Origin of the sequence: Spiroplasma endosymbiont of Colias croceus, assembly GCF_964020095.1 — a bacterium.
GTDB lineage: Bacteria > Bacillota_I > Bacilli_A > Mycoplasmatales > VBWQ01 > Spiroplasma_E.
The window spans coordinates 473734-488339 of record NZ_OZ026536.1 but is presented as its reverse complement, the minus strand read 5'-3'; the positions used below and the strand labels follow the sequence as shown (position 1 = coordinate 488339).

At 21.2% G+C, this 14606-nt stretch carries 25 protein-coding genes; 5 read left to right on the top strand and 20 right to left on the bottom strand.

The window, feature by feature from the left end:
• Positions 1-201: 201 nt before the first annotated feature.
• From AACL24_RS03080 to AACL24_RS03030, 11 genes are all read right to left on the bottom strand, one after another.
• Complete coding sequence (locus AACL24_RS03080; protein ID WP_339048581.1) at positions 202-459, bottom strand: hypothetical protein; 258 nt, start codon at positions 457-459, stop codon at positions 202-204.
• 99 nt (positions 460-558) lie between these two features.
• The gene (locus AACL24_RS03075) at positions 559-699 is read right to left on the bottom strand and encodes a hypothetical protein (protein WP_339048579.1); all 141 of its coding nucleotides are present in this window, start codon (positions 697-699) and stop codon (positions 559-561) included.
• Entirely contained in the window at positions 692-1000 is a 309-nt protein-coding gene (locus AACL24_RS03070) for a hypothetical protein (RefSeq protein WP_339048577.1), read from the bottom strand. Before AACL24_RS03070 ends, AACL24_RS03075 begins: the two co-directional genes overlap by 8 nt.
• Positions 1001-1016: 16 nt before the next feature.
• Entirely contained in the window at positions 1017-1919 is a 903-nt protein-coding gene (locus tag AACL24_RS03065; protein ID WP_339048575.1) for a recombinase RecT, read from the bottom strand.
• A gap of 92 nt (positions 1920-2011) precedes the next feature.
• Positions 2012-2209 (bottom strand): hypothetical protein, encoded by a 198-nt coding sequence (locus tag AACL24_RS03060; protein WP_339048574.1) that lies wholly within the window; start codon positions 2207-2209, stop codon positions 2012-2014.
• Positions 2200-2394, bottom strand: a complete 195-nt coding sequence (locus tag AACL24_RS03055; protein ID WP_339048572.1) for a hypothetical protein — start codon at positions 2392-2394, stop codon at positions 2200-2202. Before AACL24_RS03055 ends, AACL24_RS03060 begins: the two co-directional genes overlap by 10 nt.
• Positions 2387-2611, bottom strand: coding sequence for a hypothetical protein (locus tag AACL24_RS03050; protein ID WP_174480455.1), 225 nt, complete (start codon positions 2609-2611; stop codon positions 2387-2389). The genes AACL24_RS03055 and AACL24_RS03050 overlap by 8 nt, the downstream gene beginning before the upstream one ends.
• Positions 2601-3254 (bottom strand): PD-(D/E)XK nuclease family protein, encoded by a 654-nt coding sequence (locus AACL24_RS03045; RefSeq protein ID WP_339048569.1) that lies wholly within the window; start codon positions 3252-3254, stop codon positions 2601-2603. Before AACL24_RS03045 ends, AACL24_RS03050 begins: the two co-directional genes overlap by 11 nt.
• Positions 3247-3369 (bottom strand): hypothetical protein, encoded by a 123-nt coding sequence (locus AACL24_RS03040; RefSeq protein WP_339048566.1) that lies wholly within the window; start codon positions 3367-3369, stop codon positions 3247-3249. Before AACL24_RS03040 ends, AACL24_RS03045 begins: the two co-directional genes overlap by 8 nt.
• Before the next feature lie 17 nt (positions 3370-3386).
• The gene (locus tag AACL24_RS03035; RefSeq protein ID WP_339048564.1) at positions 3387-3596 is read right to left on the bottom strand and encodes a hypothetical protein; all 210 of its coding nucleotides are present in this window, start codon (positions 3594-3596) and stop codon (positions 3387-3389) included.
• 789 nt (positions 3597-4385) lie between these two features.
• A complete protein-coding gene (locus AACL24_RS03030; protein ID WP_339048562.1) occupies positions 4386-5993 on the bottom strand; it encodes a YhgE/Pip family protein in 1608 nt (535 codons plus the stop codon).
• A gap of 87 nt (positions 5994-6080) precedes the next feature.
• Between AACL24_RS03030 and tpx the strand changes: the two genes are divergently transcribed.
• Positions 6081-6587 carry a thiol peroxidase gene (gene tpx, locus AACL24_RS03025; protein ID WP_338987351.1) on the top strand — a complete coding sequence of 169 codons (507 nt, stop codon included), beginning with the start codon at positions 6081-6083 and terminating at the stop codon, positions 6585-6587.
• Positions 6588-6697: 110 nt separating this feature from the next.
• Here the strand turns inward: tpx and AACL24_RS03020 are convergent, their stop codons facing one another.
• The 7 genes from AACL24_RS03020 to AACL24_RS02990 form a co-directional block, all read right to left on the bottom strand.
• Positions 6698-7465 (bottom strand): IS3 family transposase, encoded by a 768-nt coding sequence (locus tag AACL24_RS03020; RefSeq protein ID WP_339049376.1) that lies wholly within the window; start codon positions 7463-7465, stop codon positions 6698-6700.
• A gap of 185 nt (positions 7466-7650) precedes the next feature.
• Positions 7651-8118 (bottom strand): transposase family protein, encoded by a 468-nt coding sequence (locus AACL24_RS03015; protein ID WP_339049373.1) that lies wholly within the window; start codon positions 8116-8118, stop codon positions 7651-7653.
• 194 nt (positions 8119-8312) lie between these two features.
• Positions 8313-8720, bottom strand: a complete 408-nt coding sequence (locus AACL24_RS03010; protein WP_339045908.1) for a transposase family protein — start codon at positions 8718-8720, stop codon at positions 8313-8315.
• A gap of 23 nt (positions 8721-8743) precedes the next feature.
• Positions 8744-9166, bottom strand: coding sequence for a transposase family protein (locus AACL24_RS03005; RefSeq protein ID WP_339045912.1), 423 nt, complete (start codon positions 9164-9166; stop codon positions 8744-8746).
• A gap of 40 nt (positions 9167-9206) precedes the next feature.
• Positions 9207-9641 (bottom strand): transposase family protein, encoded by a 435-nt coding sequence (locus AACL24_RS03000; protein ID WP_339048559.1) that lies wholly within the window; start codon positions 9639-9641, stop codon positions 9207-9209.
• Positions 9642-9826: 185 nt separating this feature from the next.
• Positions 9827-9991, bottom strand: coding sequence for a hypothetical protein (locus tag AACL24_RS02995; RefSeq protein ID WP_339048557.1), 165 nt, complete (start codon positions 9989-9991; stop codon positions 9827-9829).
• 124 nt (positions 9992-10115) lie between these two features.
• Positions 10116-10631, bottom strand: a complete 516-nt coding sequence (locus AACL24_RS02990) for a hypothetical protein (protein ID WP_339048555.1) — start codon at positions 10629-10631, stop codon at positions 10116-10118.
• A 129-nt stretch (positions 10632-10760) separates the two neighbouring features.
• On the opposite strand from AACL24_RS02990, the gene AACL24_RS02985 reads away from it, so the two are divergent.
• The 4 genes from AACL24_RS02985 (at position 10761) to AACL24_RS02970 (ending at position 12968) form a co-directional block, all read left to right on the top strand.
• A complete protein-coding gene (locus tag AACL24_RS02985; protein WP_338987908.1) occupies positions 10761-11039 on the top strand; it encodes a transposase in 279 nt (92 codons plus the stop codon).
• A 41-nt stretch (positions 11040-11080) separates the two neighbouring features.
• The gene (locus tag AACL24_RS02980) at positions 11081-11341 is read left to right on the top strand and encodes an IS3 family transposase (RefSeq protein ID WP_339048553.1); all 261 of its coding nucleotides are present in this window, start codon (positions 11081-11083) and stop codon (positions 11339-11341) included.
• A 48-nt stretch (positions 11342-11389) separates the two neighbouring features.
• Positions 11390-12219 (top strand): IS5 family transposase gene (locus AACL24_RS02975; protein ID WP_339045885.1). Its coding sequence is split into 2 segments (ribosomal slippage): positions 11390-11786 and positions 11786-12219, totalling 831 coding nucleotides; the frame shifts between segments, so codons are not numbered across the junction.
• Between the two features lie 185 nt (positions 12220-12404).
• On the top strand, positions 12405-12968 hold the full coding sequence (locus tag AACL24_RS02970) for an IS3 family transposase (RefSeq protein WP_422398078.1): 564 nt from the start codon (positions 12405-12407) through the stop codon (positions 12966-12968).
• Here AACL24_RS02970 and AACL24_RS02965 read toward each other — a convergent pair.
• Together AACL24_RS02965 and AACL24_RS02960 are read right to left on the bottom strand one after the other, a co-directional pair.
• Entirely contained in the window at positions 12924-13286 is a 363-nt protein-coding gene (locus AACL24_RS02965) for a hypothetical protein (protein WP_339048551.1), read from the bottom strand. The genes AACL24_RS02970 and AACL24_RS02965 overlap by 45 nt on opposite strands.
• A 260-nt stretch (positions 13287-13546) precedes the next feature.
• Positions 13547-14605 (bottom strand): hypothetical protein, encoded by a 1059-nt coding sequence (locus AACL24_RS02960; protein WP_339048549.1) that lies wholly within the window; start codon positions 14603-14605, stop codon positions 13547-13549.
• Position 14606 lies beyond the last annotated feature (1 nt).

Below are 14606 nucleotides of genomic sequence, written 5' to 3'. Positions count from 1 at the left end.
AAAGATACACAGATTACATAAAAGCCTCAGTTCTTATTAATTTTAATAAAGTATAATTTGAGTTTGTATTTTCTGTATTTGGCATTTTTTATTCTCCTTTTATAATAATGTTCATAATTTTATAAATTAAATAATTGTTATAAAAATTACATTCTTTGTAATCTTCTATTAAAGATATTAATAATTCCATGTTATTCATTATTAACCTTCTTTTATAAATTTAAATTGCATATGTCGAATAGTATCTCTATTATTACCAACTATAATTAAATATCCAGTTTGTCCGTTTTCTAATATTCATGAATAAAAAATATCTTGTGGATATAATTTTGGATATAAATTTAATGCTAATAAATAACATAAAGCATCTTCTTTATTTTTTAATAATCCTACTGTGGTACATTTTATTTCTTTTGGACTTTTTTCATTATAAAATCATTCAGTTCTAATATTTCTCATTATTTCACTTCCTTTTCTTCATCACACATATCACATTCTCCAAAATAATAATTTTGGACTTTATAATATATATAATGTTTACATGGTTTTAAATTATCTTTATTCATTATCAAATTCACCTCTTTCAAGTCTTATAATTCAGTCTTCTAACTCATAAAGTTTGGATGAATCTTGTCTTAATACATTTTTTAAAAAATCTATTCTTTCTTTTATACAAGCAATTAATTTTTCTTTATTCATAATCAAAGTCTCCATTTTTTATACATTTTATTAATGATTTTATATATAAAAACTGTGCATTACTTACTTGATATAAATCATTATTTAAATAATTAATTAATTTTTCTTTATTAATACAATTTTTATGTCTTGATTTATTAATTTCATCAACTTTAATTCTATGTTCTTGACAATATGCTCTACCATATTCATCAAATTGCTCTTCTGTCATATTTTCACATTGTATTTGTTCAAAGTGTTTATCATCTGATAGTATTAAACTAGTAAATTTAGTAGTTTGAGTAAATGTACATCTATTCATATTTACTTTCCTTTCATTAAACTTCAAAATTTTCTATAATTTCTTCTTCTTTTTCTAATTCTTTTAATTTAGATAAAGTAGAATTTATATCAGTATTATCAGTTGAATTAGTAATAGTATCAATAGTATCTTGATATTCTTTAAACTTAGGATTTGAATCAATAATATGATTATTTGGATTATCAATATATATTTTTTCATTTTCAGTAATGATTGCTTGGTCATTTTCATAAGCAGTTTGCATATCAACTGACATAATTCCCCATTTTCTTAATAATTGAGTTAATACAGTTTTTTTAGCCATACTATCAAAATCACTAACAATAAATTTTTGATTCTTTTTATATGTTTCACTATATTTATTAAAATGTTCTATTATTTGTTCAGTTGTTCAATATAAATTTTTTTCAAAACCATTTTTTAATTTAAAATAAGCACAATAACCTACTATTTTTGATTTTAATCTTTCAATAGGATTTTCAATAAATTTAAATTTTATTTCATCTTTTAAATAATCAATCTTTTTTAATTCTCCTTCTCTAACTTCAATAACATTAATTTTTTTATATTGTTGACTTCTTTGTGCTAATTGAATATAACCTTTATATCCCATTTGAAACTGTGCTTCTTTAACAGTTACTCAATTACCTTTTTCATCTTTATATTTACGATTAAAAGGTACAACTCAACAATAACCAAAATTCTTTTCTAATGGTAATTGTAATAATGTTGCTTGATAACATGCTTCTAATATTGTAGTTAAACTAGTTTTTGCTAAACCTAATTGATTTTTAATTGCTAAAGCATTACTTTTAAATCTTTGTACTTCTTTTTCACTCATATTATTACCTTGATTTTTATTAGTAAATCATTGTTCAATAGTTAATGAATTTTTATTATTAGTTAAATCATTACTCATTATTTTCTTCTCCTTTTTTATTTAATAATTCTAAAATTTCATCTAATTTTTTATTAATTTTGCCTATATGTTTTAATAAAATTAAAATTGATTTATCCATAAATTTCTTCCTTTGTAATTGTAATTTTTCCGAATATTGAACATGTTATCATCATTCCTATTGTTGTTATAATTCCACCAATATAAGTTAATATAAAACCTATTATGCAAACCGGAATAAACAATATTGCTATTGGTGAAAATAATATCTTTGCTCATATTGGTAATTTTTTAGTATTAACTACTTTCATTTTTTAACTCCTTTAAATCTATTATCTAAATGTACTTCAATATTTTTACTAGGATTAACTATTAAATGACTATTAATAACAATTCAATTTTTCTCATTACTATCTAATTTTTTAGGTAATTTATCAAATTCAATTGAATTACAAGAATAAATAGTTTTTTCTTTAATTGATTTTTCATTAATCATTTTTATTTCTTCTTAATCATTCTTTAATATTATTTTTTAAAATATTTAATTCTTTAATTTGACCTCTTAACACATCTAATTCTCATAAATTTAATTGATTTAAATTAATTTCTTCAATCTGATATTCTAAAAATTCAATTCTAGAATTAAGATTTTTAACTAATAATTCATTAAAATTACATTTTTTATTTTTACAATATTCCAATTTATATTCCATTTTTATTTTCTCCTTTAAAATATTTTGTTTTTGCATTCATTCATTCAATGATTAATTCTTTTGTTATTTCAATTTCAATTGCTTCTTGATTATTTTTATTTGTTAAATAAAAATAAGTTTTATTAGACGGTCATATACCATTAGCAAGTAACATACAATAATAAGCCGTTAATTGTAATTTAATTCTTTTTAATTTTTCTTCATCAATACAAGCATAAGTTTTATAATCTACTAAATAATATTTATTTTCTTTTTTATCTAAATAAACTAAATCTGGTGTTCCAGCAATTAAACTATCATTAATAGGTTTTTCAATAATAAATTCATAATTATTTTTATCTTTAAATTTTTCTTTTAAAAACATAAGTGATTTTTTACAATAAGAATAATTTATATTATTAGTTACTGGTTTTAATTTCTTTAATAAATTATTAATAATATTTTCTTCATTAATATTTTGTAAATATAATTCATTAAGTTTATGAACTCATTTACCACGAACTGATGCATTTTTTAATACTTCTAGTGCTATATGACTATATCCAAAACCTAAATAATTATCAATAATTCTAGAAACTGATATTAATTCTTTATCTTCTAAAAAATATTGATGAGTTTCTTTTTTAAAAATTAATTTACTCATATTTATTTCTACCTATTAATATTCAAAAACATTTATTACATAATCTATTACCAAAAGAAGATTGTTTTCTACAATTATCACAAGAACCAACCATTCTATATTCTCTATATTCCATAAATATTTTTCCTTTCATTAATTAAGTTTTTCTTTAAGTTTTTCATTTATATTGTGCATATCTAATTCAAATGCTAATATTTCATAATGGATAATATATGCATCTTCTAATAAATGATGTTTATAATTTTTATGAAAATTATTTGCTTCCTTAAATGTATAAAAAACTTTATATTTTGTTTCAAATGTATAATTAACTTTATATTTTATTAAATAAACGTATGTCATATTTATTTTTCTCCTTTTAAATTTTTATTGTGTTATGATATTGTTAATGAGGTATGTATTTATATATAAACCCCCTATTTTTTTAAATAATACAAATGTAATTATTAATTAGATTAATGGGTTCTTTACTGAGCCATAATAAGGCTATTCAAATTAATCTATAATTACATTAAGCGATACAGTGTAACATTTTAACTTGCTTAACATTAAATGCTCTTTTATCCTGATATAGAAGTATTTACATAAAGTACTCACTATTAGACTTCTATGACAGTTTTATGAAGTTTTAATCTTTTAACAAAAAAAGAACGATAGTTATATCGTTCTTTGTTATGCATTATTTTATTAATCTATCCATTAAAGTTATGCGCCCATTGAATTACACCACTAGTTCCTTCCAATTTTGAAAATGTTTCATGGTTATTAACCAAACAATTTTTAATTAATTTGTTATTAGAAACATGAGTATTAATTGAAAGCATAATCCCTGAACTAGCAAAAAATGTTATAGTAAACATTGTTAATAATTTTTTAAAATGCATAAGTTTTTTTCCTCTTTTACTTTTTTATTATTTTTTAAAATGCATAAGTTTTTTTCCTTTTTTACTTTTTTATTATTTTTTTTAAATATTTATGTTTTTTATTTTATAAATTAATATCTACAAAAGATATATCTTTTGTAGATATTAATTTAAGTTTATAATTGAAAAAAATAATATACAACATTCTTTTAATTACTCTATTTTTATTAGAAAGTATTAATAAAAAGGACACCTAAAAATATAATGTTTAGTTCTCATCAGTAGTAGTTTTATTTTTTAATGATGAAGAATTATTAACAACTAATTTATTTTTTTTATTTCCAACTTCATTTTTTGCATCTTTATGATCATGTCATCAATTAAGTAACAACGATAATGGTACTAAAATAATAATAAATATTAATAAACAACCAATACTTCATAAAATAGTCATTGGATTAGGATTAATAAGAATTTCTCTTAATCCTTTTATTGCATAACTAAATGGTAAAAAATTATACATTACTTGAAAAAACTTGGGTTCTAATTCAACAGGAAAAGTACCACTTGATGAAGAAAGTTGTAGTATTAAAAGAATAACAATTAAAAATCTACCCAAATCATGATTACGAAACATGTGAGCAATTGATTGAACAACCAAATCAAAAATAATTGCTATTAATCACATGTATAAAAACATTTGTCAAAATCGTTGTCATAAATCAATATTATTAAATAATAGTAATAATGAAGTTACTAAAATTGTTGACTGAATTAAACCAAAAATAATCATTCATGCTGATTTAGCTAAATAGTTTGATCAAAATTTAGTTTTTGGAATATCTTTATTTCTAATAAAAGTAAAAGTTAATAATAAAGTACCTACTCACATTCCAATACACATGAAATATGGACCCAAACCAAATCCATAAGGAGATTTATCTTGACCTTCAATATTAATATTAAAATTAATAAAGTTAATAGGTGCCAATAAAGTATGATTCATTCAATAATCATGTTCTAAAACTTTAATATGTTTAATCTCTTCGTTTCTTGTTACACTATCAATATTATCATTAAATTGTTCGGCATGAGGACCTAAACCAGGAACAACAATTGAAAGAATACCATAAATTTCTTTTAAAATTGGTTGTAAATGGTGATAACCTGAATCAGAAGCATCTTTATCTCAATAATCAAATACTTGATCACTAATAACAACAGGTAAAAACTTACTAAAAATATTATCTTTTAATGCATTTAAAGCAAAATCATTAATTTCACCTAAAATCGGACTAACTTTATATGAAGCTTGTAAACTAATTTTTGGTCTAATAGTAATTTGATTAATAAGATTCCAAATTCTTTCTGGAGTTTTAATATTATCATTAACTACTTTAAAAGCTTGTTTAAAAAAATCATTAAAATCCTTAGTAAAACAACTATCAATAATAATTTCAGTTAAAAAAGTTTTGTCATTTTGATGTTGATAATAACTTTTTCAATCATCATAATAATAAACAGTAAATGTTTTTTTCTCATTGTTAATTTGTAAATCATTAATTTTAAATTCATAAGCACCACTACTATTAGGATTTTCATTATCCAAATTTAAATTATGTCGATTAATAACACGATTAATTCCTACTGCAGAACTATCGTTATTAACTAAAGCAATTGGTAAACGATTAATATTTCCCAATGGATTAAAAAAAGCTCATAAAGCAATAAAAGCATATAAAAATGGAATAAAACATAGTGCAATACTTTTAATAATTGTTCTTTTATTTTTATAAATGTGTTTAGTCCCCACTGCTTTAAAAACCATTTTAAATTCTTGAATAGCAATTTTAAATTTATTTAAAATTTTTAACACTTTGTTACTCCTTAATAGATTATCTTTAATAAATTTAGTTATAATAATATTATAAATACATTTGATAAAAAGGGAGAAAAAAATATTATGTTGCAATTAACAATTAAAGGTAAACCCGTTCATATTAAAAATGAAATAATCAAAGTTGGAGATACTTTATCATTTTCTGCAGTTAATAAAACAATGGATAATATGAATTTAGAACAATTCACTAATAAATTTAAGATTATTTCTAGTGTACCAAGCATTGATACTAAAACTTGTGCTTTACAAACTATACACTTTAATAAAGAGGCTACTAAATTAAAAGATTTAGTTATCATTACTATTTCCAAAGATTTACCATTTGCTCAAAGTCGCTTTTGTGAAAAACTAAAAATGAATAATAATTTTCATATTTTAAGTGATTATCGTAATAATGAAAATAATTTTAGTAATACTACTAATTTATTAATTGATGAAATCCAATTATTAGCACGTACTATTATCATTGTTGATAAAAATAATAAAGTTATATATTTACAAATTGTTAAAGAAGTAACATTAGAACCAAACTATGATGAAGTTCTAAAATTTATTAAAACTTTAACATAAAAAAAGTTAGGTAATATTTTTAAAATAAGTATTACCTAACTTTTTTGTATTTATCAGTAGACTGAATTTGTCAAGAAAAGTGGACAATTAAAGTAACCTTTTATTAAATTTTATAAAATAGTGTTTGTAAGTGTTAAATTTGTAGATATGAAGTAATTATTTGTTGATTTGGAATGAGCTAATCGATATTCGATTGGACTCATTCCTTTTAATTTTGTTTGAGGTCTATCGTTATTATAAAAGTAAATATATTTGGGTAAATTTTCTTTTATTCATTCAATAGTTCTGTTTTTTCTTAGAATTTGATATAGAAATTCTGTTTTCATTGTTCCAAATCAAGATTCAGTAGCACCATTATCACAAGAATTACCTCTTCTAGACATCGAAATTTTTATTTTTAATTCGTCACATAAGGTTTTATAAGAAGGATTTGTATAATGAAATCCTTGGTCTGATTGTAAAATTCATGAAGTAGGTTTTTGAGCATTAACTCAAGCTTGAATAATGTTTTGGACAACAAATGTCATATCTAAACTTGCGCTTATTTTATAATCTAATATTTCATTATTATGAAAATCTTTAACAATTGATAAATAATATGTTTTACCATTAGTCAATAAATAAGTTATATCAGTACCTAATTTTTGATTTAAATCAGTAGTTGAAAAATCACGATTTAATAAATTATCATATCTTAAACTTCCTGATTTAGTTTTATAATCAAATTTCTTTATGCGAACCTTAGCTTTTAAACCCATATTTCTCATATATCTATATACAACATGAAATTTTAATTTTAAATTATAAATTTTGTTAATTAATAAAGTTATCATTTTATAACCATAAATTTCTTTAAATTCATAAAAAATATTTTTAATTATATTAGACTTCTTGCAAAACTATGATATTAATCACATTTTTTAAGTTTAAAAATTTATTTTAATAACACTTTTAATATTTTTTAAAAATTATTGTTCAAAATATGTTTTATTTTTTGTCATTAAAATACAACAAAAATTATTATTTCAAATAAAAAAATAAAATATTAAATTATCAAATATATTTAAATTAATAATTGTAAATTATAAATTGAAGCTATTAAATTAAATCTTAATGCAAATTTTTTTCTTCTATTTCGATATTTTTCACTAATAATTTTAAATTTTTTAAGAATCGCAAAAACATGTTCAATAACAACTCTCATTTTTGAAATAGCCTTATTATTTTTCTTTTCTTCTTTAGTTAAAGGGTTTTTCTTTGATTTTCGTTTAGGTAATAAGACATTTTTATGTATGTTTTGTATACCTTGATATCCTAAATCTACTAAAATAGTTGTTTCTGATAAAAATTTCGTTTTTGAATTTTTTAAAATTTTAAAATCATGATTTTTACCATAAGAAAAATAAGAACTTATAATTTTTTTACTATCTTTTTCAATTATGACTTGAGTTTTTATTGTATGTTTTTTCTTTTTTCCTGAATAATATTGTTTTTGACTTTTTTTGGGCGTTGAATAGTACTTTGGACATATTCCGTAATTAAATTTAATTAATTGTCAATAAAATTGTTTTAAAACTATTTAGTGTTATTGAATATAGAAATAAATATTTTTTGAAAAAATAGTTTAAAAAATGAGTTTACATTTTAAACAAAAAATTGTTAATAATATTTTTATATTAACTCGATAAAAATTTAAATTTTAAAAAAATATTTTTAATATTTTTTTTATTTTAATGGTTTTATTTTATTAAAAATTTCACAAAGTAAGTTAAATCTTAAATACATAAGTCTAAATTTAGATTTTCTACATTTATTTACTAAAATTTTGAATCTTTTCAATCAAGCAAAGACATGTTCAACTTTAATTCTAATTTTAGATACAATCTTATTGTATTTTCTTTCTTGTTTAGTTAATTTTTTATTTTTAGTTCTTTTAATTGGTATTATTGTATTTTTATAAATATTTTGTATACCTTGATATCCTAAATCACCAATAATTATTGTTTTTTCTGAAAATTCAAGATTTGAATTTTTTAATATTTGAAAATCATGCACTTTACCATTATCAGCAAAAATATCAACAATTTTTTTATTAAAAAAATCATATACAATTTGAAATTTTATAGAATACATTCAACTTTTACCAGAAAAATATTCTAACTGTAGTTTTTTTTAGTTGGTCTTTCAATTTCAATCTCAGTTGAATCAATTAAATAAAATTGAAATTCATTTGAATTTTCTTGTTTTTTATCAATTTTTAATTTATATCTTTCTTTTAAAAATTGGTAATCTTTGTGGTTACTAAGTTTATTTTCTACTCAAGTAATATTTCGAAAACAACTTGATGGGCTCATTTTAGATTTAATACTCATTTGAAAAAAAGTATAATATTCTTTTCAGTATAATAAAGTCATCATTAATCTTTCTTCTACTGAAAGTTTATTTTTTCGACCTTTATTTTTTTCTAATTTTTCTATTTCAATTAATTTTTCTAACATTTCATTAAAATGAAAACGTTTTATACCAAAATATCTATAAAATTCTTCATTTTTTAATTTTTTTAAATTTTCAAAAATCATTTTTATCAACACTTTTCTAAATTTATTGTTAATAACAAAATTATAAAATAAATTTTAAAATTATTAATTGACTTTTAAAAAATTTAATTACGGAATATGTCTTTTCACTCACATCAATGATAACTGTTTTATCTTTAAAATTATTATTTAACAGTGATTTTTGCCCATCAAGGTGTTGAAAATCAGGATGTTTTATTAAAGTATTTTCTATTCACTTGATATTCCTATAGCAACTACTTTCACTAATTCCATAACTTTTAGCAATATGAAAATAAGTTCGATACTCTCTTCAATATTCTAAAGTCATTAATAAACGATTTTCTAATGATAATTTATTAGGTGTACCACCATTTTTAAACTTTTTTACTTCTTCTGTCTTTAAAATTTCTAGAATTTTATTAAAAATAATATCATTTATACCAGTTAATCTTAATAATTCTGGATTGTTAATAGTTTTTAATTTATCAAACATCATAGATTATCTATCTTTTTTATTTTTAATTTTATTTTAAAAATTAAATTTTTAATAGATAGGTTTTGCAAGAAGTCTAATATATTTCTTTTTAAAATAAAAAAATAATAAATTTAGAAATATATTAAAACTATATAAAATTACAATTTTATTACATGAGTTTTTATCTAAAATTAAATAATGTACATTTAAATTTTCGGATTTCTTGATTTATGTTTGTTTATTTGTTTTTCTTCTTCAATTTTTTTTAATGTCTCTTCTTGTTTCTTAGCTTTTGCAAGTAATAAATCAAGTTTTCTACTTTCTTGTTCTGCATCATGTAATAATTTTGCTGCTTTTTCTTTTTCATTCATAATATTTTTTCTCCCTTTCTTTTAAATATTTATTTTTAACAAGTATATAGGGACTACGTCCCTCGCCACTACGTGGCTCACACAAATTATAGTCGCAGTAGGTTCACTGCGACTATAACTATTTTTATTTATCTTTATTTTTAGGTTTATCTTTTTTCTTTAAAATATTATCTAATTTATCCAAACCAGCAGATTTAATATCACTATAAGTCATATCAATGCTATTTGCTTCTTTAAGGTATTTTTTAGGTGACAATTCACTTTTAAGTTCATGCACATAATGTAAAGCACGTAAATTATACCTTTTTAACCAATGTCTAGGAAAAAATAAAGTCATAGCCATTGCTTCACCACTATAACTTGGAGGCATTATACCTCTTTTAATCATTTTTTTAGTTTTTCTACGACTAAAAACAACTTTATTATAATCATCAATATTAGTATATAAATTAAGATTAAATATAACAACAAAGCACAAAAAATGCATGCGTTTAACTTGCACAACATACTCTACTTTTTCTCTTGCTTGTACTGGTATTCTATTAGGGTGTTGTTCAATCAAATACATAGTACCATTAAACATATGACCTATTAACTTACAAAATTGTCCTAAACTTTCTTGTTGATTTTTAAACTGCATTCCTAAATCATTAGAATTTATCTTTAATGCTAATTCATCTAAAATTATTAAATTGGATGGGTTACAATTTATTGGACACTAATTACGTAGACAAGTAAACAAATTTGTTAAAAGAAAGGAACTATAATTATGGCCAATATTAACTCATATACCGATGAATTTAAAAAACAAATAGTAGCTTTATATCAAAGTGGCAAATCAGTATCTTGCCTTGCTAAAGAATATAATGTTACAAGAGCAGCTACTTACAATTGAATTAAGCAATTTAGTAATTCAGGAAGTTTTAAAACTAAAGATAATCGTTCTTTTGAAGAAAATGAATTAATTAAATTAAGAAAAGAATTAAAGCAATTACGAATGGAAAATGATATTTTAAAGCAAGCAGCACTAATAATAGGCAGAAAATAGAAATTATTGTCAAAAATAAAGCTAAATATAAAATTCGCACAATGTGTCGTTTTTTAAAAATATCTAAATCAACATATTATTTTAATTTAAAGAAAAAAGAAAATAAAATCAAAAATAATATTTATGATGAAGCTGTTATTAGTGCTTTTAAAGAAAATAAAGAAGTTTATGGTACTAGAAGATTAAAAAAAATTCTAGAAAACCAAGAAATTTATTTATCGCGCAGAAAAATTAAAAAAATTATGAATGAACATAATTTAATATCAAAATATACTAGACTTCTTGCAAAACCTATCTATTAAAAATTTAATTTTTAAAATAAAATTAAAAATAAAAAAGATAGGTAATCTATGATGTTTGATAAATTAAAAACTATTAACAATCCAGAATTATTAAGATTAACTGGTATAAATGATATTATTTTTAATAAAATTCTAGAAATTTTAAAGACAGAAGAAGTAAAAAAGTTTAAAAATGGTGGTACACCTAATAAATTATCATTAGAAAATCGTTTATTAATGACTTTAGAATATTGAAGAGAGTATCGAACTTATTTTCATATTGCTAAAAGTTATGGAATTAGTGAAAGTAGTTGCTATAGGAATATCAAGTGAATAGAAAATACTTTAATAAAACATCCTGATTTTCAACAACTTGATGGGCAAAAATCACTGTTAAATAATAATTTTAAAGATAAAACAGTTATCATTGATGTGACTGAAAGTACTATTCAACGCCCAAAAAAAGTCAAAAACAATATTATTCAGGAAAAAAGAAAAAACATACAATAAAAACTCAAGTCATAATTGAAAAAGATAGTAAAAAAATTATAAGTTCTTATTTTTCTTATGGTAAAAATCATGATTTTAAAATTTTAAAAAATTCAAAAACGAAATTTTTATCAGAAACAACTATTTTAGTAGATTTAGGATATCAAGGTATACAAAACATACATAAAAATGTCTTATTACCTAAACGAAAATCAAAGAAAAACCCTTTAACTAAAGAAGAAAAGAAAAATAATAAGGCTATTTCAAAAATGAGAGTTGTTATTGAACATGTTTTTGCGATTCTTAAAAAATTTAAAATTATTAGTGAAAAATATCGAAATAGAAGAAAAAAATTTGCATTAAGATTTAATTTAATAGCTTCAATTTATAATTTACAATTATTAATTTAAATATATTTGATAATTTAATATTTTATTTTTTTATTTGAAATAATAATTTTTGTTGTATTTTAATGACAAAAAATAAAACATATTTTGAACAATAATTTTTAAAAAATATTAAAAGTGTTATTAAAATAAATTTTTAAACTTAAAAAATGTGATTAATATCATAGTTTTGCAAGAAGTCTACTAAATTATCATTCAAAAATCATAATAACAAAGTTAACGATAGTCAAATAACTAATCTTGTTAATAGAAAATTTAAGAATAGGATTAAAAATGAAGTTATTGTTAGTGATTTAACTTATGTACAAGTTAATGGTAGGTGAAACTATATTTGCCTATTAATAGACCTATTTAACCGCGAAATTATCGGACATAGTGTTGGAGTTAAAAAAGATGCATCATTAGTACATCAAGCATTTATGCAATCAAATCGCTGTTTAAAAGATATTCAAATATTTCATAGTGATCGCGGTAATGAATTTAACAATAAAATTATTGATAAACTTTTACTAGCATTCAACATTAACCGTTCTTTAAGTAAAAAAGGTTGTCCTTATGATAATGCTGTTGCTGAAGCAACTTTTAAAACTTTTAAAACCGAATTTATTAATGATAAAAATTTTACATCATTAATCCAATTAAAATTAGAATTATTTGATTACATCAATTGATATAACAATATAAGAATTCACAGCACTTTAAACTACTTAACTCCAGTTAAATATCAACAACAAATGTTTACCAAAAAATAGTCCTAAAAAGTGTTGCCATTCCAAATCTTGTTCTTCAAAAGCATAATTACTTGCTAACTGATTAAAAGTAAAAACATCATTATAATTAACCAAATAAGAATAACCATTTTTTAATTTAATAGGAAAGGGACTAACTACTCGTTTCTTATGAGTTTGTGCTAAACAACAAGCAAGAGCAGATTTACCCGTTCTTGGAGGTGCTGAAATAATATAACTACCTACACGTTTTAAAATTTTAACATTACGAATAGTTATACAAATTGGATAAATAATTATAATTAAACCTATAACTAATAACACATAACCATATCAAGGCATTATTTAACCACCTTATTTTTGTTTTTAAATTTATTTTTAATTCAAAAACAAAATTTTATAAAATATGAACTTAAAATAAAAGGAAAAATAAAATCAAAAAAGAAAATTAAAAATTTTGAACCAAAACTAGCATTTTCAAAAAATAACTTTAATTTATCTACATCAAAATCAAAAAATAAAGCAGTAAACAATGATATTAAAAAACAAAAAACAACTCCACTACAAATTTCAAATAAATCTTTCTTTTTCATAATAAACTCCTAACCTATAATTAAACTAATTGCTCTAACAAATAATCACAAAGGTATAATATTTTCTATTCCACTAACAATGTCAACATTTAAAGCAGTACTAATAGTATCTGAAAAAATATGTCTTAATAAACTATCTGTTGTAAAAAGAAACTGTCTTAATGGCTCAACTCGTAAAACCTTACCAACAACACCATAAAGCACTCATCTAAAAGCATTACGTAAATGTCCAAAAACATCATATCAACTTGGTCTTTCATATTCAGGATTAAAAGGACTATTTGGTGGCACTGGAGTTATATTTTCACTTGAAAAAATATTAATTTGACCAAAATTGAACTGTGGTGAAAAAGTTGGCCTAGTTAATTCACCATGAACATCAAAAAATACTGTTAAATGTCTTAAATTTGGAACACGAATAGGCATAGTAACAAAATTATATAAATCTTGTTGATAAATATCATTATCAACTTTACCTTTAAAAACATATTTTGTATCACCAACATAATCTAAAAAACTAAAAGTAAAATCAGCAGTAAAAGTTTTAAAATATTCATATTCAAAATAAAACATAAAACCTTGAATATAAAAACTTAAAGGTTTATCAATTTCAAAATTTAACTGTGTTTGAAAATTTATAATACTTTTACCAGTATTAACAAAATTTAAATTATTAGTATTATTCTTTGCAACATAATTATGATTAAACATAATACGTGAAAATTCATCTAATTGTTTTCTATTAAAAGTATAAACACCAGTTCCCATATCTATCATTTGTGAAGGAACACCAACTGTATCACTATAATAATAACATGTATATAAACCTTCATTATTAGCTATAAATTCACCACTTACTAATTTTAAATCCGGCTGGTCAACATCAAAATAAGCAGAATTTCATGGAATTGTTGCTCAATCATCAAAACTATGGTATTTAACATGTTTAACCATATCTTTTGTAATATCATAATTAACAACATTAGGGTCATTTAAAGCAATCAAACTAGTAGGTGCTTGAACAGAAGTATTTACAACAAAAAATAATTTTGCAAACTTAAATCACATA